The following is a 20,193-nucleotide window of genomic DNA, read 5'->3' as shown; positions in this document are numbered from 1 at the left end:
GACAAAATAATATTTTGTAAACCCTTAATACAGCACACACAAATTGCTGAAAATAACGCTTAAGCGCGTAATTTTATGTATTTGTTGACCTTAAATTTACAAAATTAATTATTATTAAATGTGAAACCGGTTATGAAAAAAACGATAAAAATAGACAGGTATAATCAAAAGATACTGGCAATTCTGCACCTAACTGCCGATTTAACAAACGTTGAATTGGCCGAGCAAGTTAACTTGTCGCCCAGTGCATGTTTTCAGCGAGTAAAAGCATTAAAAGAGGCGGGATATTTTAGAACCTTTCATGCTGATATAAATTTAGAGCAAATTTGTGAGCACGTGTTTGCCTATATGGAATTTACCCTAGAGGACAATAACCTAGCAGCGCGGCGTAAGTTTTTAGCTGACATACACAAGATTCCCGAAATAATGGATTGCATGCAATTAAGTGGCGATATTGATTATATTTCTTTTTGTTGTTTTGCCGATATTCAAGCGCTTAATGCAATGTGCGACAGGCTAACCGGCAGCTCACAGTATGCAATTAAAAAGCTGACTACACGCATAGTGCTTGAGCGCGCTAAGTTCTTTTTAGGCTACCCGCTGGAAAAACTTAAATGGCGAGACGAAATGAAAGTAGACGACGAAGAGTAGCTCCCTAATTTAGATTAATAAAAAGGCGCTTTATGCGCCTTTTTATTGTTTAAAGTTATTGCTGAATAACCGGTTTGGGCGCAATGGCTTTTGCAAACAGGGTATAAATAACGGCCGTTAATATAATGGCGTCAATCACGGTAATACCGCTCATTGATACGTTAAATAAAGTGCCATTACACACCGCATATGCCGCGCCTACAAACCATGCGCTAAATGCGGGAAGTGAAAAGTTAGCGTTATTTGCCAAAGCCGCTGCGTTATAAGCATGGGGTTTAATAAACAGTGCATCAACAATAATTACGCCCGCTACCGGTACAAAAATATCAGACAAAAACGCTAAAAAGCTTATAAACATATCTAAAATATTTATAAAGGCTGCGCCAATTCCCACCAAACCTAATAACACAATAACCCACTTTTTATGCCAATGCGGGAAGGTAGCCTCTACGCTAAGAGCGGTACTGTACAGGTTTAACGAATTTAAAATCCAGCTGCCTGCTATCACAATAAAAAACGCTGAAAACCCTAAATTAAGCGCAAGCATTAAGCTTAATATTTCGGTTTCTTGCATGGCGGCTGCGGCAAACACAGCCACAAAAATAACCAAAAGCTCAATAATCATATACGCAATAAACGAGGTGTACACGCCGCCACGTTTTTGCTTAGAAAAACGGGTTATGTCGGGCAATATTATTGCGCCAATAATAACGCCGCCAACAATAGCAGCTACACCATCTTCAAGAGAAAGCGCTGCTGATTTTTCTAAATTAATAAAATCGACCAGTGGCATACTATCGAGCGCGCCAAAAAGCATCATAGCGGTGACCGCAGCCAAAATAGGGATCATGATAGAGGCCAGCACATTAATGGCTTTAAACCCATACAGTGTGGTTATGAGCATGGCGCAACCTGCGACTATATCGATGGGCCATTCGGGCATAATAATATTAAATTCTGCACTGAGTAAGCGCACTACGGCATTAGAAAACAAATCAATATTTACGCCAAACCAGCCAATTAATGATAAAGCAAAAGCAATATTAACAATGCCCGCGCCAGCATTACCAAACGCTATTTTTACCAATAAATAAGAGCTTAAGCGGCTTTTTACACCTATGGTGCCCATAGCCCCACCAATAAGGGTTAATATAAGTGAGCCAATAACTAACGCCCACAGTGTATTACTCACACTTGAACTTTGATGTATTTCTAGGCCGGTGATAAAAGTGGGCAGCGAAAAGCTGAGCATAGCGGCTATGGCTGCAATGCGCGGCCAGGCAACAAGTTCGTTGCTATTAATAGTGTGGGGGTCGTTCCCGTTTGGCATTGCCTGTTTCTCTTTTTTATTATCTTTTATATTACTATACGCCGCTGGCGTGCAAAATTTTTTATTATTAGGTGTTTATTCAAAATATGAGGTTTAAAAAGTAGGGGGTGCACAAAATTATATTTTGTGGTGATTATTTTTAGGGGGTTAAAGGCGTAACTATTTAGGCAAAAAAAACCGCCAAAAGGCGGTTTAAAGGTCTACACAACACAATTAAATGTTTTACCTTATTGGGTTATTTTAATAACGCCAACACGTCAAAGCAGGCACCCATAGTATGGTAATCCGTTTTACCAATTGGGCTTTTCATGGTATCTATTTTTTTGTTATCTACGGTTAAAATTCTAAACCACGCACCGTATTGATGATCAACTAAGTGCTGCCACGAGTACTGCCAAATCTTGTCATACCACTGCTGGTATTTTTCATCCCCTGTGGTTTCATAAAGGTAAGCCGCACAGCACAGTGTTTCGGCTTGCACCCAAAAGTACTTGTCGTCATCACATATGCTTTTATCTGGCGCAAATCCGTAACAAATACCGCCGTGTTGTTTATCCCACGCAACGTCTATTGAATTATCAAATAACGCTTGAGCGCGCTCTACAAGCCAAGTTTGTGGCTTATGCTTATTTAAAAACATTAGTAGCTTTGACCACTCAGTTTGGTGACCTGGCTGAAAACCCCACGGGCGAAACAAATTTTTAGGGTCGTCTTTGTTGTACTCTAAATCAACCTGCCAATTTATATCGTAGTGCTCCCAAATAAGCCCACCCATTAAATTAGCTTGGCGATTCACCATGTTATCAGCCAGTGTGAGCGCACGATTTAAAAATAGCTCATCTTGAGTGGCTTCATAAGCGGCAATAAGAGCTTCGCACGTATGCATATTGGCGTTTTGCCCGCGATACGGATCGCACTTAGTAAAGTCACTGTTGTGCTGATCTTTATATAAACCCGCTTTTGCATCCCAAAAATGCGTTTCCATTGTTTGAAATGTATCGTTTAGGTATTCGCGTGCCTCTGTAACACCTACACGGTATGCCCAACTGTAGGCTAAAATCACGAACGCAAAGCCATAGCAGTGGTTGGTATCATCAAGTACAGTGGCGTTACCTTGCTCAACACTTAATAACCAATTGTAACCGCCTGTTTGCTCAACAAAGTGGTGCTTACGAATAAACTCAATACCCGATTTAACGCGGTTTAGGTACTTTTCGTCATTAAAGGTTTGGTACGCACGTGCATAGTTAAATACAAACCGAGTAGAGCTTACTAAGTGGCGAGTTTGCTTATCAAATACCTCACCATTATCCGAAAAGTTTTGGTAAAAACCGCCGTGTTCGTCGTCTATTTTTGGCTCATAAAACGCCAGCGTATCGGCAATATGTTGTGTTAAAAATTCGCGGCTTTTAAAGTTATCAGGTGTGTGGCTCATAGTGCGCTCCTAAAATCGTTAAGCGATTTTTCGTTAGGAAGAGACGTAAATGCCCCTTTGTAAGATGCTGCATGAGCACCACATAACGAAGCAAATTCAAAAATAGTTGTTAGTGTTTCGGGGTTGTCGCAAAGCTTACTAAAAGAGCTAGGTGTGAGGTTTTGTAAGCCTAGTTGATACAGCAATCCACCTACAAACGCATCTCCTGCGGCGGTGGCATCAACCATAGTAACCTTTTTAGGGTGAAGCGTTTGCTTGGCATTTTTGGTATACCAATGCATCGGGTTGCCTGCATCGGTAACCACAAATAACTCACAGCCATTATTGAGAGTGTCGGCTATAAATTCTTCACCCGTTTGCTCACCCGCTAAGTATTCAAGCTCTTCTTTAGAGGCTTTAATAATAGAGCAGTGCTTTAGTAAGGGTAAAATGTGTTCACGCGGGTTAGCATTACTAGGCCATAAGTTGAGGCGTAAGTTAATATCAAAACTGACAATTGAGTTATTTTGCTTGGCAAATTCCACCCCATACGCGGTGGTTTTACGTATGCGCTCGTCGGTTAAGGTATTTGAGCAAATATGAAAAATATCGCATTGCTCAAACCATTCACTGCTAAAGTCACTATTAGTAAAGTGCAGATCGGCGGTGTTATCGCGGTAAAACTCAAACGTACGGTCGCCGTCCTTATCAAGTGATACAAACGCAAGGGCGGTTTTTGCTTGGTCGGTAAAGCGCATAAAGTCGGTTTTTACGCCTTGCTCTTTTAAGGCGTTATGTAAAAAATCACCAAAGCTGTCGGTGCTTAGCATGCCAGCAAAGTAGGCGTTACCACCTAGCTTTGCAATAGCTACGCTTACGTTTGCAGGCGCACCGCCTGCAAACTTAGTAAACGCTTCGAGCTCGCTGTTGTTTTGGCTTAATTTATCAGAGAGTAAATCAACCAATACTTCACCAAAACATATTGTGTGTTTCATAATGCTGCCTTAGTTATTAATCAAGTAGCCAATGCAGCGCAATAGCGGCTGTCCATGAGAAATCTTTACCACCACAGCCAGCGCCTGTTTCTGGGTTAAAATATTCGTAGTAACCCGATTTAAGCACTAAATCGCGCGTGTCGTCCTGAATTTTATCTGCCGTGGTCACAAACCCTGCTTCTTTAAGGCCGATGGCTATCATCCAGTTAATGTGTAACCAAATAGGGCCGCGCCAGTAACGCTGTGGCTCGTATTTTTCTTCTTTAGGGTGGGTAGATGCCACACTAAATTGACTCGACTCAATAAAATCTTCTGTCGCGGTATTAATAATACGCGTTTGCTCGTCAGTTGTTAAACCAGCATAAACGGTTAGTAGTGCCGCCGACGTTTTAACTTTAGCTAGGCTGTTGGTTAACACATTTTTACAGTAAAAGTATTCGCTTTGCTCGCACCATAACGTGTTAATTGCTGTTTGAGTTAGTTCTAGACGCTGTGCTAAATAATCGGTACGTGCATCGTTTAAACCGAGCTGTTCACCCATTTTGAGTAAATCTTTTGTCGCACGGTGCAAAATAGCAATAATACCTAGGTCGTTCATTTTGTACGGGCAGGTTTCGTAAATTACTTTGCTATCAAAATTGTTACGTTTAAAAAAGTCTACTAGGTATAAGAAACGGTCATACTCGCTTTTATGCGGGCGCTGCGACGAATCAACATGGCTGGTGTCGCGGCGGGTGTATTCCCAATCAACACCTGGTACAGCTTCAAGGGCATCATCCCACGATGGGCTGTTATCCATACCCGATTCCCACGGATGATAAGTGACCACTAAGCCTGTTTTTTCAGGATCGCGGTCGTTGTACCACCATAAATGGTAATCAACAACTTGAGAAAATAATGCTTTAACTTTTTGCTCTGCAAGGGTTTTATCTTGTGCGCTAGCAAGCATTTCTTTCATTACTGTTGCCACAACCGGTGGCTGCGAAATAGACGTACTTTTAATTTTTTTATCAGAGCCCCACACATCTGGGCCAGGGAAGTAGGTAGTTGAGTCTTTATGAAATAAGATATGTGGCACCATGCCGTCATCCCACTGGCCTGAAAATAACACATCAATTTCTTGCCACGCACGGCTCTCGTCAGACTTCATCCACCCTAGGGCTGTAATCGCTGAATCCCAGTTCCACTGAAACGGGTAAAGGCCATGCGTAGGGACGGTATAGCCACCTAAATCGTTTGCTATAAGTGTTTTAGTAGCAAGTTCTGTAAGCGATGCCGCTGTGGCTGCATCAAGTTTACCGTTGATTGTAGTAGTCATATTGGGTGCTCTTTGTGTGTTATTTTCGATTTGGATAATATTAAAGCACTCATTATGGGTTGTAAATGTTTTTTTTCTGTGCTTAAATCCTGTTCGAAGTAACAAAAAACTAACATGTATACTTGATTATTTCGCACTTACTTAGCCACACTCTAAGTAATTACACACAGACAACTAGCACAATTGGAGAATACCCGTGAATAAAACTACGATCGCCTCTATTGTATCTTTATGCCTCACACAAGGCGCGTTTGCCGCAGAAGAGACTGCGCCAGATACAGCAAAAAAAGAAAATAACGTTGAACGTATTATCGTCTCTGGTACCAGCAAAGGACGCGTTATTTCAGATACCCCACAGTCAGTAACCTCTATTAGCGAAGATGAATTAATAAAGCTTTCATCAAGCAGCCAAGCAGATGTATTACGTTATATCCCAGGCATTAAAGTAGAAGGGGGCGGTGGTGAGGTTGGAACAAACCTACAAGTAAGAGGCTTACCTTCATCGGGTCAGTTTCAGTTTACGCCACTGTCGTACGACGGTTCACCTAGTTTGAGTGTTTTTGGCTTAAACTCATCGGCGTTTGATGTGTACTACCGAAACGACTTAGGTATTGAGCGTGTAGAGTTTGTGCGTGGCGGTGTGTCTAACTTATTTGGTCAAGGCTCTGTAGCGGGTATTATTAACTATATTTCTAAAACGGGCAGCGATGATCCGCAAAGTACTGTGCAAATGGAGCTTTCTGATCAGGGCCGTACCCGTTTAGATTTTGCCACAAGCGGGCCGCTTAACGAAGATGGCCTTTATTATGCGCTGTCGGGCTTTTACCGTTACGATGAGGGTCCGTTAGATACAGGGCTTGAGACTAAAGGCACTCAGCTGCGCGGTAATATTCGTAAAGAATTTGATGACGGCTCTGGCTCATTTACGGTGTATGGCCAATACATTGACGACCAAGCACAGTTTTACCTGCCTATTCCGCTTGATGGCGATAGCCGCGAACGCTTAACTGGTAACGATGGACGCGAAGTGGAGTCATTACAAACTGCTAATGTGTCTAACCTCTCTTACGATACTGCCAATGGTCGCTATGAATCGCCAATTAGCGATGGGGTGGTAACTAAAGGCGGCTCAATCTCGGTCGTATTTGAAAAAGAGCTCGCTAACGATTTTGCTATTAACATGCGCAGTAAATACGCAAAGTACCAACACGAATTTAATTTATTTTTAGATGGCGACGGTATTATTAATGTACCTGAGAGCCAAGAAGAGTTTTTAGCTAACCGTGGCTTAGGTGATGTAAGCGATGCAGCGTTTACTTACACTGCATCGGGGCAGGCACTGGCAAGCGATGACTTATTATTTGCTAACCGTATTTTAGATAGAGACCGCCCAGCAGAGGATTTTTCTGCCGAATTTAATATTGTTAAAAGTATTTTTGTTGGCGATTTTAGCCACGATATTACCGTAGGTACGTTTTTCTCTCACAGTGAAGCCGATGACGATAACGTTATTACGACCTACTTAGGGGAATTTAACAATAACCCAGAGCTGGTTGATTTAACGTACACCAATGCCGATGGTGATGTTGTTCAGTACACACAAAATGGTATTAGTGGCCCAGGTATTTCTTACACCAACCAAACAATTAGCGCTACCCGTCGTGCGCTTTATGTAGCGGACCAAATGGAAAGCGATGATTGGATTATCGACTTTGGTGTTCGTTATGAAGAAATTGACGGCAAAATTAGCCGTGAAGGCAGCCAAGTTGTACAAATTTCTGATAATCCATCACTTGCGCCTAATTTACAGGTAAACACCACAGGCAGTGGTGTAATGACTTACGGCGAAGTAGACACCTCTGAATTTGCAGTATCGGGTGCAGCGTTATACCGCTTAACCGATAACTTAAACGTATACGCGAATGCATCTCGCGGGTTTTTCTTCCCAGAAATTAGAGGGATTCAGTTTAACGATTTAGGTGAGCCTGCCAGCTACGAAGCCGAAATTGTTGAACAAGGCGAGCTTGGTATTAAGTTTTTTGATAACGACTTTAGCGGTAGCATCGCGTTATTTAGAACCGACTTAAAAGACAGACGCAGCGTAGACTTTGTTAACGATGGCAACGGTGGCGTATTAGAGCTGCCTGTTATGCAATCAACCAAAGCAACGGGTGTGGAGCTTACTGGTCGCTACGATATTACCGACGAGTGGGCGGTTGATGCCAACATGACCTACACTGACCACGAATTTACTGAGTTTGACTCAGACCCTTCTATTATTGGTAACGAGTTACGTCGTAAACCAAAAGTATTATTTAACTCTTCTATAAGCTACACCGCAGATAATTGGGATGCTGCTTTGTATCATAACTTTACAGGTAAAAACTTTGCTAACGATGCAAACTCTGTAGAGCTTGATTCATTCCACTTGTTTAGATTTGATGCGGGTTATAACTGGCAAATCGCCCCAGAGCAAACCGTACGTTTAAGCGTAGGGGTATTTAATTTGTTTGACTCTGATGGTGTTACCGAAGGCTCGCCGCGTTTAGGTAATAGCCAAACGTCAGACAATCCTTACTTTGTAGGCCGTCCAATTCTCCCACGACGCGTTACATTTAGAGTCAAATACGACTTTTAAATAAATGCTTTACGCCTATTAACCTGTTTTGGGGTTAATAGGCTTTTTGCATTGTGATGCATTTTTCAGCTAAGTTAGCGATAGGCTTGTTTTTAGGGACTGTTTTAGAAGTAAGCATGTAGCTGTTTAGTTTTTTATTTTTGAGAAGGCGCTGTGTTTTCTTAATGTGAATACGCGAAATAATTATGAATATATTAGATTTTTCAATAGTTGCTCTTTACCTTGGTGCCTTATTGGTAATGGGGTTTATGCTACGCGAACAAACCAATAAAAGTGATTACTTTTTAGGAGGCAAAAGCTTAGGGTGGAAACCTTTAGCTTTGTCGGTAATGGCCACTCAGCTTTCGGCTATTAGCTTTATTTCGGCTCCTGCATTTGTTGGTTTGCGTGAAGGCGGTGGTATGCAATGGCTCTCGTATGAGTTAGGTGTACCGCTTGCGATGATTTTAATTTTAGCGACTATTTTACCTAAGCTTTATAAAAGCGGCATTGTAAGTATTTATGATTACTTAGAAATGCGTTTTGGTCGTTCTACCCGTGTGCTTATTAGTGTGGTGTTTCAGTTTAGCCGCGCATTTGCCACCGGTATTATGATTTATGCGGTATCGCTTATTCTCCAAGGCACCATGGGCATAGAAGCATGGCAAGCCATTGTGCTTACCGGCGTGATCACGGTGTTATATTCACTGCAAGGCGGTATGAAAGCCGTGGTGTATGGTGATGCAATTCAAATGATCATCATTGTACTAGGTACTATTGCTTGTATTGGCTTTGGACTTTATCACTTAGGTGGGGTTGATACCTTTATTGCTAATGTTGATTCGAGCCGATTAGAAGCCATAAAATTTGATTCGTTTGGATTTAGTGGCGATGGTTTTGGCTTTTTACCTATGATTTTTGGTGGTGTGGTGCTTTACGCCTCTTACTATGGGTGTGACCAAACACAAGCGCAACGTGCACTTAGTGCAAAAGATCCTAAAAACTTACGCTACATGATTTTAGCCAACGGCGTTGTGCGTTTTCCTATTACTATTTTATATTGTGTGTCGGGCTTAATTGTAGGCACACTGGCTATGAGCAACCCCGAGTTTTTAGCCAAAATTCCAGCCGATAACCCAGATTGGATGATGCCAATCTTTATTTTAGATTACTTACCACATGGCTTAATTGGTTTATTAGTGGTGGCTATTTTATCTGCGGCTATGTCATCACTTAGCTCTGCTATTAACTCGCTTTCGGCGGTAAGTATTGAAGACTACAGCCGTATTTCAAATAAAGAGCTAGACCAACCAACCTACTTAAAACTGGCTAAATACTTAGGGCTTATTTGGGGGGCAATTACGTTAATTTTATCGCTTTATGCTGGTGATATAGCGCCAACTATTATTGAAGCCATTAACAAAGTAGGCTCGTTATTTTATGGCCCAATACTGGCGGTATTTTTAATTGCCGTAGTTAGTAAGCGCAGTGCTGCGCTGCATGCAAACATAGGCTTAATTAGTGGTGTGTTAATTAACTTGTTGGTGTCGGTATTTGCGCCAGACGTATTTTGGTTTTGGTGGAACTTTATTGGCTTTGTGGCCACTGCGGTGATTACCCTTACGACAAGCATTGCGATTCCACGCGAAGTAAACGAGGTTGCTAAAGCGCAAAACGCTGAGACTATCTCAAACTCAATTTTAACCGGTAAAGATATCGTTATGCTGCTTAGCATGTTTGTTGTGATGGTATTAATTTGCCTTGCTATTCCATCAATTTTTTCGTGAGCGTTAACCCATGGATTCTAAAAAGTCATTTTTAATCGATTTATTTACCACGGCGGTAAATGCCTGTAAACCGAGTGCGTGTATGAGCAAGTACTTGGAAAATATAGATGCCAGTAATGGCTTATGCGTGGTGGGCGCCGGTAAGGCCGCCGCCGAAATGGCCGCAGAGGTTAACCGTTTTTATGGTGACAAATGCTTTGGTGCGGTAGTGACACGTTATGGCTACGAAAGTGCCGGCGACACTGGGCGTATTAAAGTGCTTAGTGCTAATCACCCAACGCCTGATGATAACAGCTTAGCAGCAGGTAAAGAGTTATTGGCGCTTGTAAAAAATAATCCGGCCGATATTCCTATTTTGTTTATTATATCGGGTGGCGGCTCGTCGCTTATGTGTCTGCCGGTAGATGATGTACCGTTTGAGCAAAAGCAGGCGCTTAATCAGTTTTTACTTAAAAGTGGTGCAAGCGTTGATGAAATTAACGTTGTGCGCAAACAGCTCTCGCTTGTTAAAGGCGGTAAGTTAGCACAAGCGGCTAAGTCGGATTATGTCACGCTGATTATTTCGGATGTAGTAGGGGATAAGCCAAGTGATATTGCATCAGGCCCCACAATTAGCGATAACAGCACTAAAGCTGATGCGCTGGCTATTTTACAAAAGTACAACTGGCCGGTTATTAACGAAATTGAAGCGTATTTATTAAAGCCTGAGCAACCACGCGAGGCTGATACTCAAGGCAAACACTTTATTGTGGCTAATGCCCAGCACGCGATTGACAGTGCTATTGATGTAGCACGGCACCAAGGCTGGGATACGCAAGTACTGGGGTACGACATTCAAGGTGAGGCAAAAGAGGTTGCCCGCGCACATGCTAAAATTGCCCTTGAGCAAAAAGCGCAAGGTAAGCGCGTTATGTTGTTCTCTGGCGGTGAGCTTACAGTAACGGTAGCCGATGTTTATGGCGATGGTGGCCCTAATCAAGAGTACTTAATGGCATTGGCTGAGGCGCTTAACGCCGAGGCGGGTATTTATGCCATAGCCTGTGATACCGATGGTGTAGATGGCAGTAAAGACGTTGCCGGTGCGTATATAAATAGCAGCACGATTGCGCGCGCACTTGATGCTGGCGAAAACTTACACGCTCAGTTAGAAGGCCATAATAGCCATCAGTTTTTTAAAGCCATTGATGATTTAATTATTACTGGGCCAACCAATACTAACGTTAACGATTTTAGAGTGATAGTGATTGAGTAGGCGCGCTCGCCTACTTGTTCTTTAAAGTGGTTTAACGTAACCTTGTGCTCCAATTTTATTAGGGTTAATAGCTATGTTTTCGCTAAATAACAGTAACTTATTACGCTCAGGATTTGAGCTTGGAAAAGGCGATAAACTTTTTCAAGACATTGAACGTGATATTATTAAGGTGGTGTTTTGGGAGCAATGCGTAACACAAAGCCATATTGTGAGCGCCACCCGAATTCCGCAGCAAACTGTCTCGCGTTTACTTAAATCGTTAACTCAGCATGGCGTAATAATGCAAACCGATACGCTTATCCCTAATAAAAAGGGTAAGCCTGGGTTTGGTATTGCGCTTAACCCCGAATACGGCTTTACCTTTGGCTTAGCTATTTTGCTTGATGCTATTTCTGTAGCGGTCATGGATTTTACCGGCAAAGTTATTTACACCCATATGCAGCTTATGTCAGACATGAGTATTAATAACGTACTTAAAAGTGCGCAAAAGCTGGTGGACGATATAAGCGCAGAGCACAACATTGCGAGCGAAAAAGTGCTGGGTATGGGCGTGGGTATATCGGGCTTTTTTAGCTCTATGGACGGGAAAATGAATACCCACCATATGCTAGAGGAGTGGTCGCAGGTTGATATTATCGATATTGTCTCTAAGCACTTTCAACTCCCTACGTGGGTGGTGAATGACGCTACAGGCGCCGCCGCTGGCGAAGGGGTTGCAGGTATAGGCCGCGAGTATAAAAACTTTGTTTATATGTTTGTCTCGGCGGCATTTGGAGGCGGAATCGTAAATAACGGCGATGTATTGCGTGGTACTTACGGTAATGCTGGCGAGCTTGGCGATATGTTACCGCCAAAGTTATACGCTCATCCCAATTTAGAGTTACTAAAGCGTATTTTGAAAAAAAATGGTGTAGCAGTTGATTCAATTTACGACCTGCACGATAACTTTGACCCAGAATGGCCAGGCGTAGAAGAGTGGCTATTTAAAGTTCAAGACTCGTTTGATTTAGTAGCAACCTGTTGCTCGGCGCTATTAGATGCAGAAGCGATTATTATTGGCGGCCATATACCTAAAGAGCTGGCTGAAAAAGTAATAGCGCGTACTGAGGTTTACGCACAATTTAGACGAGGCGCTAAACGCCCAATGCCCAAGCTGGTGGTCTCAAACATTAATAATTTTCCGGTCTCCATTGGTGCAGCCACTTTGCCATTTAGAGAGCTGTGTTTGTAGCTTAATAATAGAAATTTTAAAACAAAAAGCCGATATTGATTTATACAATATCGGCTTTTTTAGTATTGAAACCAACTTCTTAACTAAGAGTTATTGTGAATAGGTTTTACTCTTCAACGAACGGTTCACCTTCTGTCATCCACTTAGCGGCTGGCTTGCCTTTTAAGTAATGGTCAAAGTACTGCATCATACGCACTGAAAAATCGACCTGATTAGGAAACTTTTTCAAATGATGTGGTTCACCTTCGTATTGTAAAAAGGTGGCCTCTTTACCCGCACGGCGCAGGGCTAAGTAATATTGCACGCCTTCGTGCCAAGGCACTGCGTCGTCTTTATCCCCAAACATAATTAAAATAGGGGTATTTACTTTATCGGCAAAAAACACTGGTGAGTTTTCGATGTATAGCTCGGGTGCTTCAAATAAATTTTTACCTATGCGGCTTTGCCCTGTTTCGTATTGAAATTGACGCGCAAGACCCGATTTTAAACGTATGCCGCTGTATGCACTGGTCATGTTTGATACCGGCGCGCCCGATACAACCGCTTTAAACATATCTGTTTGGGTGATCATAAACGCACTTTGATAACCTGCCCATGAATGCCCTTGTAGGCCTATTTTATCTGGGTCGGCTATGCCTAAATCTATTAATTTTTGGGTAGCGTTTATCAAGGTTTGCGTTGACGATTTACCTGGGTGGCCTATTTCAAAGCGAATATCAGGTAAAAAGATGGCGTAGCCATTTGAGGTAAACATAGGGAAGTTAGGGCGATGATTTAGCTCCATTTTAGGAAAATCATACATGCGCTGGCTCATATAGCGGTAAAAATACACAACAACGGGCACTTTATCGCCTTTTTTGTAGCCTGCTGGTTTAATTAATACCCCTTGTAGGTCTTCGCCATCAAAGCCTTTGTAGCTAATTAGCTCAGGCTTTTCGCCCCAGGAAAAATCCGCCATTTGTGGGTTTAAGTTGGTAACTTTTTTAGGCGCTGTAAAGCTAAAGTCGCTTTGGTAGTAATCAGGAAACTGATGATAAGCTTGCTCGGTAAAGAGGTATTTATCGGCATGTTTTGCCTTTTTAACTACATCAATACGTTTTTTGCCACTCAGTACGTTAGTAACTGTCTGTGAGGCTAAATCAAGCTTGGCTACTTCACGTTGCTTTGATTGTAAGTTAATGGCTGATACAAGTAATGTATCGTTTTGAGCAAAGCCTACGTGGTTTTTATCAAGTTTAATAACGCGATATTGCGTATTGCTTGGTTTACCATTAGTTAAACGCTCAGCGCGTTGAGTGTTGACATCAAACGCCCAAATATCGTATTTGCTATAAACCAATACTTGGCTGCTGTTATTTAACCAACCGGCAAACCCATAACCAGGTTGCGGTGATGGGTAGTCGTGTTTGTCATCGGCAAACGTGGCATTAATAGCTTTGCTAAGAGCGGTAACTTTGTTGGTTTTTAAATCTTTAAGTTGTACTTGGCTTTGTGCAAAGTAGGCCGCATAGCGCCCATTAGGTGCAAGGCTTGGTGTAAACGGTGAGTTTTTAATAATGGGAGTTTGCTCACCGGTATTAATGTTTATGCTGTAGTAGTCGGCAAAAAAGCCACCGTACATAATTTTTTCTAGGTGGGCTTGGTTAGAGTAGCCTAATACACTTTGGCTACGATTAGTGTTAAGCGCTAAATCGCTGACTTTTTCATTGCTTAGTTGTACTGCTTTTTGGCTTTTTAAATGAAAAACAGCGCTGTAATGGCGGTTTTTATTAACCTTGTTCCACTGTTGCTCTTCTCGTGGTTTTATTTGGGCATCGTTGTTGTGCCACACGTTTAGCGCTTTATGTTCACGAATCGTGTCAAAGTCATACAGTGATGCTTCGTCGGTGTACTCTTTTGCTTTTATTTTAGCGGCCAGTTTGGGGTGGTTTTCAAAATATAAGCGCTCGCCATTTTCAGACCAGCTAATCGATGCTGTTTTACCTATAACCCATTCTTTATTAGGGGAGTCGATGGTGCTAAGGGTGTTATTTTGCCAAAGCTTTAGAGAGTATTGTCTGCGACGCTCATCATCGTTTACGTAGTTACCGAGGTTAAATGCGGCTATTTCTTTATCAGGGTGCCAACTAATTGATTGTGCAACCACGCCTGGCTCATCAATTAATACGCTTTGCGCAAAGTTATTATTAAGTTCAATCAGTACAAGCTGATTGTTGTTGCCATCGCTAAAGCTTTGGCTGGCAAGTAGCTGAGCGCCACTTGGGCTTAGCGCATAACTAAATACATTATTTAAGCTGTGGGTGGTGCTGTTTTTTAAATTTATTATTACTAGCTCAAAGCTTTTATCTTTTTTATCTGGTGTGATAGCGCTTTTTTCTTCGCTGTTATCTTCAACGGGTGTGTCTTTTTCTGCTTTTTTATCAACTCGATAAGCAAGCCACTGGCCATTGTTACCTAAAACATAGTCTTTTACGTCGGCAAATTGCTGTTTTTCGCCGGTTTGGGTATTGACTAAAATGAGATTGTTTTTAAGTGCTGACTTTTTCTCGCTGGTCTCTTGCTCAAGCAGGGTGGGTACTTGTGTAAATGCCACCCAATTAGCCGCTTTGTTAATAACGGGCTTGGTGCCGCGCTCCACGGTGCTAATGAGGGTGTTTGTTGTTAAGTCATAAACTTGCCCATTTGCATTGCCACGGTAAGGCTTAGCGCTAAAGCTGAGGATTTTACCATCATCTGAAAGTTGGGTGTTTTTTGCGTACTTAAAATCGAATACGTCTTTAAATTCTAATGGCTTTTGAGCCCAAGCAGCGGGGCTCGCTAAGCTTGCAAGCAGTGCTGAGCTTAAAAAGGTGAGCGTTGTTTTCATTATTGATTCTCGTTTTTCACAGTACTTTTAAAGTAATAAGTATTGTAGCGAGTTTGGTTTATATTTCGAGCGGATCAGATAAGCGGTATAAGAAAAGGGACGAAAGGGTAAACGTTAGCGCGATTAACTAGCGCTAACGGTAAAATAATAAAGTAAGGTTATAACCAAATTTTTTGTAGTTCTGGCCATTGTTTTTCAAATTGCGAACTTGGCTTTACTTTAAAGTCGCTGCGTACAAACTGGTTCATTTTACCTTCAACATAGGCCAGTAAAAAGTTAGCAAGGGTGAGTTCGTCACTTTGAAAAGTTTTACCTTCACGAAGTTTGCGCTCGCGCAGTACTTGTTTAAATTGCGTTTCTAGCTTTTCGAATAGCCCTTGGACACGTTCGCGTAAACGCTCTTGCTCGCCTTGTAGGGCGTCGCCGGTAAGTATGCGTGTTATACCTGGGTTTTTTTCTGCAAACGTTAGTAGCAACAACAAAATATTATAAACGCGTGTTTGGCTTTCTTTTTCGTTTTCTAAAATAAGGTTAATGCGCGATAAAAGCGTGTCTTCGATAAACTCTATTAGGCCTTCAAACATACGTGCTTTACTTGGAAAGTGACGGTAAAGCGCAGCTTCAGACACACCCACTTCAGCAGCAAGCTTTGCAGTTGTAATCCGTTGTCCTGGGCTGGTTTCTAACATTTGCGCGAGGGCTTGCAGTATTTGCTCTTTGCGATTACTTCTTTTTGTCGCAGGCATGAACCTTCCTTTTTTATTTGTTATTTTTAGCTGCTAATCATTTTTTGTTCAAATGAGTGGCTTATGTTAATGTTTTATTCAGTTTGTTTCCAGCACTTTATAGTTGCTTGGCAAGTTGTTTAATTACCTCAAGAGCAATGCGTGTTTTACTATTTACCGCAAGTGCTAACTGCTCATTTTGCCAGTAAAGTGTTAAAGCATTGTGATCGGAATTAAACCCTAAACCACTTTGCGATACATCGTTAGCGCAGATCATATCGAGATTTTTATTTTTAAGTTTACCCCTTGCATAGCTCTCTACATTTTGCGTTTCAGCAGCAAAACCCACAGTGTAAGGGCGGTTTTGCGTTAAGTTTGCCACGGCTGCTATTACATCAGGGTTTTTAACAAGGGTGAGGGTAAGCTCATCGCCTTGTTTTTTCATTTTTTGAGTCGCTACATTAGCCGCTCTATAATCGGCTACGGCTGCACAGCCAATAAAAGCATCAGAGAGTGGGGCATAGGTTAATGACTCATTTAATAGCTGCTCAGCGCTTTCAATGTTTATTAAATTAACGCCAACAGGGGCTTTGATAGTGACAGGCCCTGAAATTAAATTGACATGAGCGCCAAGCTTTAAAGCGGCCTCAGCCAGGGCAAAGCCCATTTTTCCTGAGCTGTGATTAGAAATAAAACGTACAGGGTCAAGCGGCTCTCGGGTTGGCCCTGCCGTAATTGTAATGGTTTTACCTGCTAATAATTGCGGCTGATCTGTGGCAGTGCACAAAGCCACAAGCTCATGCGGCTCTAGCATGCGCCCAGCACCTACATCGCCACAGGCTTGCTCACCTTTGCCTGGGCCCCAAATAAGTACGTCACGTGCTTTTAAAGTGGCTAAATTTGCTTGTGTTGCAGGGTGTGCATACATTTGCTGGTTCATTGCTGGGGCTATTGCCACTTTAGCAGGGGTTGCCAGTAATAGTGTGGTAAGTAAATCATCGGCTATGCCTGCGGCCATTTTGGCAATGGTATTACTCGTTGCAGGCGCGACTAAAATTAAATCAGCCCATTTGGCAAATTCTATATGGCCCATTGCAGCCTCTGCTGAGGGGTCAAGTAATGAATCAGACACCATTTCACCACTCACCGCTTGCATGGTTAATGGGGTTATAAAATGCTTAGCTGACTCGCTCATAACTACTTTTACTTCGCAACCTGCCTCTTTTAAGCGCCTAACGAGCTCGGCACATTTATAGGCCGCGATGCCGCCGGTGATACCAAGTACGATTTTTTTGTTTGTTAAGTTGGTCATGAGTGTTTTTTGCTTGAGTGTATATGCAGGCTAAAATAACAAATCTTTGTGCTTTGAGCTAAGTTTTTAGGATTAAATAATCAGGCTAATTTTAAAAATTGCATTACAGTTATAAGACTGTTTTTTAATCATCAAGGATGAATAATGCAATTAACATCGTTACCTAACTCACTTCGCCCACGCGAAAAACTCATTGCAAAAGGCCCTAAAGCATTGACCGATGCTGAGTTATTAGCGATATTTTTGCGTACGGGCTTACCCGGTATGAATGTGATTGAGCTTGCACAGCACCTGCTTAACGAAAACAAAACATTGCATAATTTATTTAACGCCAGCCAAGATGAGTTTTGCGCACAAAAAGGGTTAGGGATGGCAAAATATGTGCAATTGCAAGCGGTGCTCGAGCTGAGTCAGCGTTACATGCAGGAGCGTTGCCAGCGCGATGCGGTGTTTAATTCGCCAAATGCGGTGTATGAATATTTAACGCTGCAAATGCGCGGGCTACAGCAAGAAGTGTTTATGGTGCTTTATCTCGATAGCCAAAACCGTTTAGTAAAAGACGAAATTTTGTTTTATGGCACGATAAACTCAGCCAGCGTTTACCCCAGAGAAGTTCTAAAAGCGGCCTTAAAAAATAATGCTGCGGCCATTATTTTGGCACACAATCACCCAAGCGGGATTGCCGAACCAAGCCAAGCAGACAAAGTTATCACTAATAAATTACAACAAGCACTGCAATTAGTAGACATAAATGTGCTTGATCACATCATTGTAGGAGGAGAAACGTGTGTTTCTTTTGCACAGCGAGGCTTGATTTAAGGTTGCTTGATGAATAAGTGTGTTAAAAATGAGCGGTTTGGACGGTTTTAGCAAATTAGTTTAATTTAAATGCAGTTTTTACTTTCCCTAAGGGCATTCGATCTTTATAATTAGCCGCTATCAAATTTACATATGAGCTGGTTGGATAGATCAGTATTTGATCTTTGCCTGTAAAAGCTGTATAAAGAGCGCCCTTCGATTTATCTAGGGCACAAATACATGGCCTTAGGTTAAATTAAGCTCGAGCGAAGTTATTGGAGATATATAGACATGTCTAAAGTATGTCAAGTTACAGGTAAGCGTCCAACGGTTGGTAATCACCGTTCACACGCGAGAAACGCGACTAGACGTCGTTTCCTACCTAACCTACAAACACACCGTTTTTGGGTTGAAAGTGAAAAACGTTTTGTAACACTACGCACTACTACTAAAGGTATGCGTATTATCGATAAAAAAGGCATCGACGCGGTACTTACAGATATCCGTGCTCGCGGCGAAAAAGTTTAAGGAACTGAATCATGCGCGATAAAATCCGTTTAGTTTCAACTGCTGGTACTGGTTTTTTCTACACTACCGACAAAAACAAGCGTAACATGCCTGAAAAGATGGAAATCAAAAAGTTCGATCCTAAGGCTCGTAAACATGTGATTTTCAAAGAAGCTAAAATCAAGTAATTTAGTTTTCTTTCAGAATTGTAAAAACCCAGCTTATGCTGGGTTTTTTGTTTTTAGCACTTATCAATATTAAACAGCCCCTAAAATATTTTATTAAATCAACAGATATAATTTAGGCATAAAAAAACCTTGCAGGTAAAACCCACAAGGTCATTATTTTTACAGCTTACAGCTTACAGCTTACAGTTTACAGCTTACAGCTTGGCAAACACGTCTTGTAGTGGTGGCACTACTTGCTTTTTACGGCTTAGTACGCCATCTAGCCATACTTTATCTTCGCTCGGCTTTTCACCGTAAGCTTGCTCTACAAGGTTTGCATCATCTGAAGCAATCAGCATTTGTGAGCCTTCTTTCATGATGTCGGTAAGCAGTAAAAATACTGAGTGGCGGTTGCCTTCAATTTTTAGCTTAGCAATATCGGCTTCTAAGTCTGCTTTAATTTCGTCAAACACTGCAAGGTCAATAACCTCTAGCTGGCCAATGCCCACTAGGTGACCGTTCATGTTGAAGTCTTTAAAGTCACGCATTACTAAGTCACGCACAGGGGTGTCTTCAACAGCTGACTTAACACGGAACATGTCCATGCCTAGTTCTTTAAAGTCTTCAATGCCGGCAATTTCTGCTAGTGCTTCTACACATTTAATATCAGCCGTTGTACAGGTCGGCGATTTAAAAATAACGGTATCGCTTAAAATTGCACATAGCATGATGCCAGCAATATCTTTAGGGATTTCTACGTTGTAGAAGTCATACATCATTTTAATAATGGTGTTTGAACAGCCTACCGGACGGATCCAACACTCAAGCGGTGTAGATGACGTTAAATCGCCTAGTTTATGGTGATCGACTACGCCAACAACACGTGCTTGGTCGATATCATCTGGTGCTTGTGTTTTTTCTGTGTGGTCAACAATATATACATCTTCGCCAGCGTAGCTTAATTTAAGCTCAGGTGCTTCGAAGCCAAATTTATCTAGGATAAATTGAGTTTCTGGTGACACTTCACCAAGGCGTGTTGGAATTGCTGGCTCATCGATTTGGTTTTTTAAATAAGCAAGTGCAATTGCACCACAAATTGAATCTGAATCTGGGATTTTATGGCCCACTACATACATAGACATTGACGGAACTCCTTTAAATTTGCCGATATTCTACCAAAGTCTGTGGCCTTTAACATATAGACAGTGCAATTAAGTTTTAGT

At 41.9% G+C, this 20,193-nt stretch carries 16 protein-coding genes; 8 read left to right on the top strand and 8 right to left on the bottom strand.

What is annotated here, in order from left to right; all coding sequences use genetic code 11:
• Positions 1–132 precede the first annotated feature (132 nt).
• A complete protein-coding gene (locus tag EJ103_RS14180; RefSeq protein ID WP_126008255.1) occupies positions 133–651 on the top strand; it encodes an Lrp/AsnC family transcriptional regulator in 519 nt (172 codons plus the stop codon).
• A 55-nt stretch (positions 652–706) separates the two neighbouring features.
• On the opposite strand, the gene EJ103_RS14175 is transcribed toward EJ103_RS14180, so the two are convergent.
• The 4 genes from EJ103_RS14175 to EJ103_RS14160 all read right to left on the bottom strand — a co-directional run bounded on the left by EJ103_RS14175 (position 707) and on the right by EJ103_RS14160 (position 5,708).
• A complete protein-coding gene (locus EJ103_RS14175) occupies positions 707–1,981 on the bottom strand; it encodes a cytosine permease (RefSeq protein WP_126008253.1) in 1,275 nt (424 codons plus the stop codon).
• Positions 1,982–2,216: 235 nt separating this feature from the next.
• Positions 2,217–3,416, bottom strand: a complete 1,200-nt coding sequence (locus tag EJ103_RS14170; protein ID WP_126008251.1) for an AGE family epimerase/isomerase — start codon at positions 3,414–3,416, stop codon at positions 2,217–2,219.
• Positions 3,413–4,390 (bottom strand): carbohydrate kinase, encoded by a 978-nt coding sequence (locus tag EJ103_RS14165; RefSeq protein ID WP_126008249.1) that lies wholly within the window; start codon positions 4,388–4,390, stop codon positions 3,413–3,415. Before EJ103_RS14165 ends, EJ103_RS14170 begins: the two co-directional genes overlap by 4 nt.
• Positions 4,391–4,406: 16 nt before the next feature.
• Positions 4,407–5,708, bottom strand: a complete 1,302-nt coding sequence (locus EJ103_RS14160; protein ID WP_126008247.1) for a trehalase family glycosidase — start codon at positions 5,706–5,708, stop codon at positions 4,407–4,409.
• Positions 5,709–5,904: 196 nt separating this feature from the next.
• On the opposite strand from EJ103_RS14160, the gene EJ103_RS14155 reads away from it, so the two are divergent.
• The 4 genes from EJ103_RS14155 to EJ103_RS14140 all read left to right on the top strand — a co-directional run bounded on the left by EJ103_RS14155 (position 5,905) and on the right by EJ103_RS14140 (position 12,595).
• On the top strand, positions 5,905–8,346 hold the full coding sequence (locus EJ103_RS14155) for a TonB-dependent receptor (protein WP_126008246.1): 2,442 nt from the start codon (positions 5,905–5,907) through the stop codon (positions 8,344–8,346).
• A 185-nt stretch (positions 8,347–8,531) separates the two neighbouring features.
• Entirely contained in the window at positions 8,532–10,112 is a 1,581-nt protein-coding gene (locus EJ103_RS14150; protein WP_054982291.1) for a sodium:solute symporter, read from the top strand.
• Between the two features lie 10 nt (positions 10,113–10,122).
• Complete coding sequence (locus EJ103_RS14145; RefSeq protein WP_126008244.1) at positions 10,123–11,364, top strand: DUF4147 domain-containing protein; 1,242 nt, start codon at positions 10,123–10,125, stop codon at positions 11,362–11,364.
• A gap of 73 nt (positions 11,365–11,437) precedes the next feature.
• Positions 11,438–12,595 (top strand): ROK family transcriptional regulator, encoded by a 1,158-nt coding sequence (locus EJ103_RS14140; protein ID WP_024031368.1) that lies wholly within the window; start codon positions 11,438–11,440, stop codon positions 12,593–12,595.
• A 106-nt stretch (positions 12,596–12,701) separates the two neighbouring features.
• Here the strand turns inward: EJ103_RS14140 and EJ103_RS14135 are convergent, their stop codons facing one another.
• From EJ103_RS14135 to coaBC, 3 genes are all read right to left on the bottom strand, one after another.
• Complete coding sequence (locus EJ103_RS14135) at positions 12,702–15,461, bottom strand: prolyl oligopeptidase family serine peptidase (protein ID WP_126008242.1); 2,760 nt, start codon at positions 15,459–15,461, stop codon at positions 12,702–12,704.
• 158 nt (positions 15,462–15,619) lie between these two features.
• Complete coding sequence (gene slmA, locus EJ103_RS14130) at positions 15,620–16,207, bottom strand: nucleoid occlusion factor SlmA (protein ID WP_004587943.1); 588 nt, start codon at positions 16,205–16,207, stop codon at positions 15,620–15,622.
• 97 nt (positions 16,208–16,304) lie between these two features.
• The gene (gene coaBC, locus EJ103_RS14125) at positions 16,305–17,498 is read right to left on the bottom strand and encodes a bifunctional phosphopantothenoylcysteine decarboxylase/phosphopantothenate--cysteine ligase CoaBC (protein ID WP_126008240.1); all 1,194 of its coding nucleotides are present in this window, start codon (positions 17,496–17,498) and stop codon (positions 16,305–16,307) included.
• A gap of 144 nt (positions 17,499–17,642) precedes the next feature.
• Between coaBC and radC the strand changes: the two genes are divergently transcribed.
• From radC to rpmG, 3 genes are all read left to right on the top strand, one after another.
• Entirely contained in the window at positions 17,643–18,317 is a 675-nt protein-coding gene (radC, locus tag EJ103_RS14120; RefSeq protein ID WP_126008238.1) for a DNA repair protein RadC, read from the top strand.
• Between the two features lie 270 nt (positions 18,318–18,587).
• Entirely contained in the window at positions 18,588–18,824 is a 237-nt protein-coding gene (gene rpmB / locus EJ103_RS14115; RefSeq protein WP_004587946.1) for a 50S ribosomal protein L28, read from the top strand.
• 11 nt (positions 18,825–18,835) lie between these two features.
• The gene (gene rpmG / locus EJ103_RS14110; RefSeq protein ID WP_004587947.1) at positions 18,836–18,991 is read left to right on the top strand and encodes a 50S ribosomal protein L33; all 156 of its coding nucleotides are present in this window, start codon (positions 18,836–18,838) and stop codon (positions 18,989–18,991) included.
• 194 nt (positions 18,992–19,185) lie between these two features.
• Here the strand turns inward: rpmG and EJ103_RS14105 are convergent, their stop codons facing one another.
• Positions 19,186–20,112, bottom strand: a complete 927-nt coding sequence (locus EJ103_RS14105; protein ID WP_004589063.1) for a manganese-dependent inorganic pyrophosphatase — start codon at positions 20,110–20,112, stop codon at positions 19,186–19,188.
• Positions 20,113–20,193 lie beyond the last annotated feature (81 nt).

It is taken from the genome of Pseudoalteromonas sp. Xi13 (genome assembly GCF_003952205.1).
GTDB lineage: Bacteria > Pseudomonadota > Gammaproteobacteria > Enterobacterales > Alteromonadaceae > Pseudoalteromonas > Pseudoalteromonas atlantica.
Note: the sequence above shows the minus strand (reverse complement) of the source record. Positions and strands in the feature narration are given on the sequence as shown.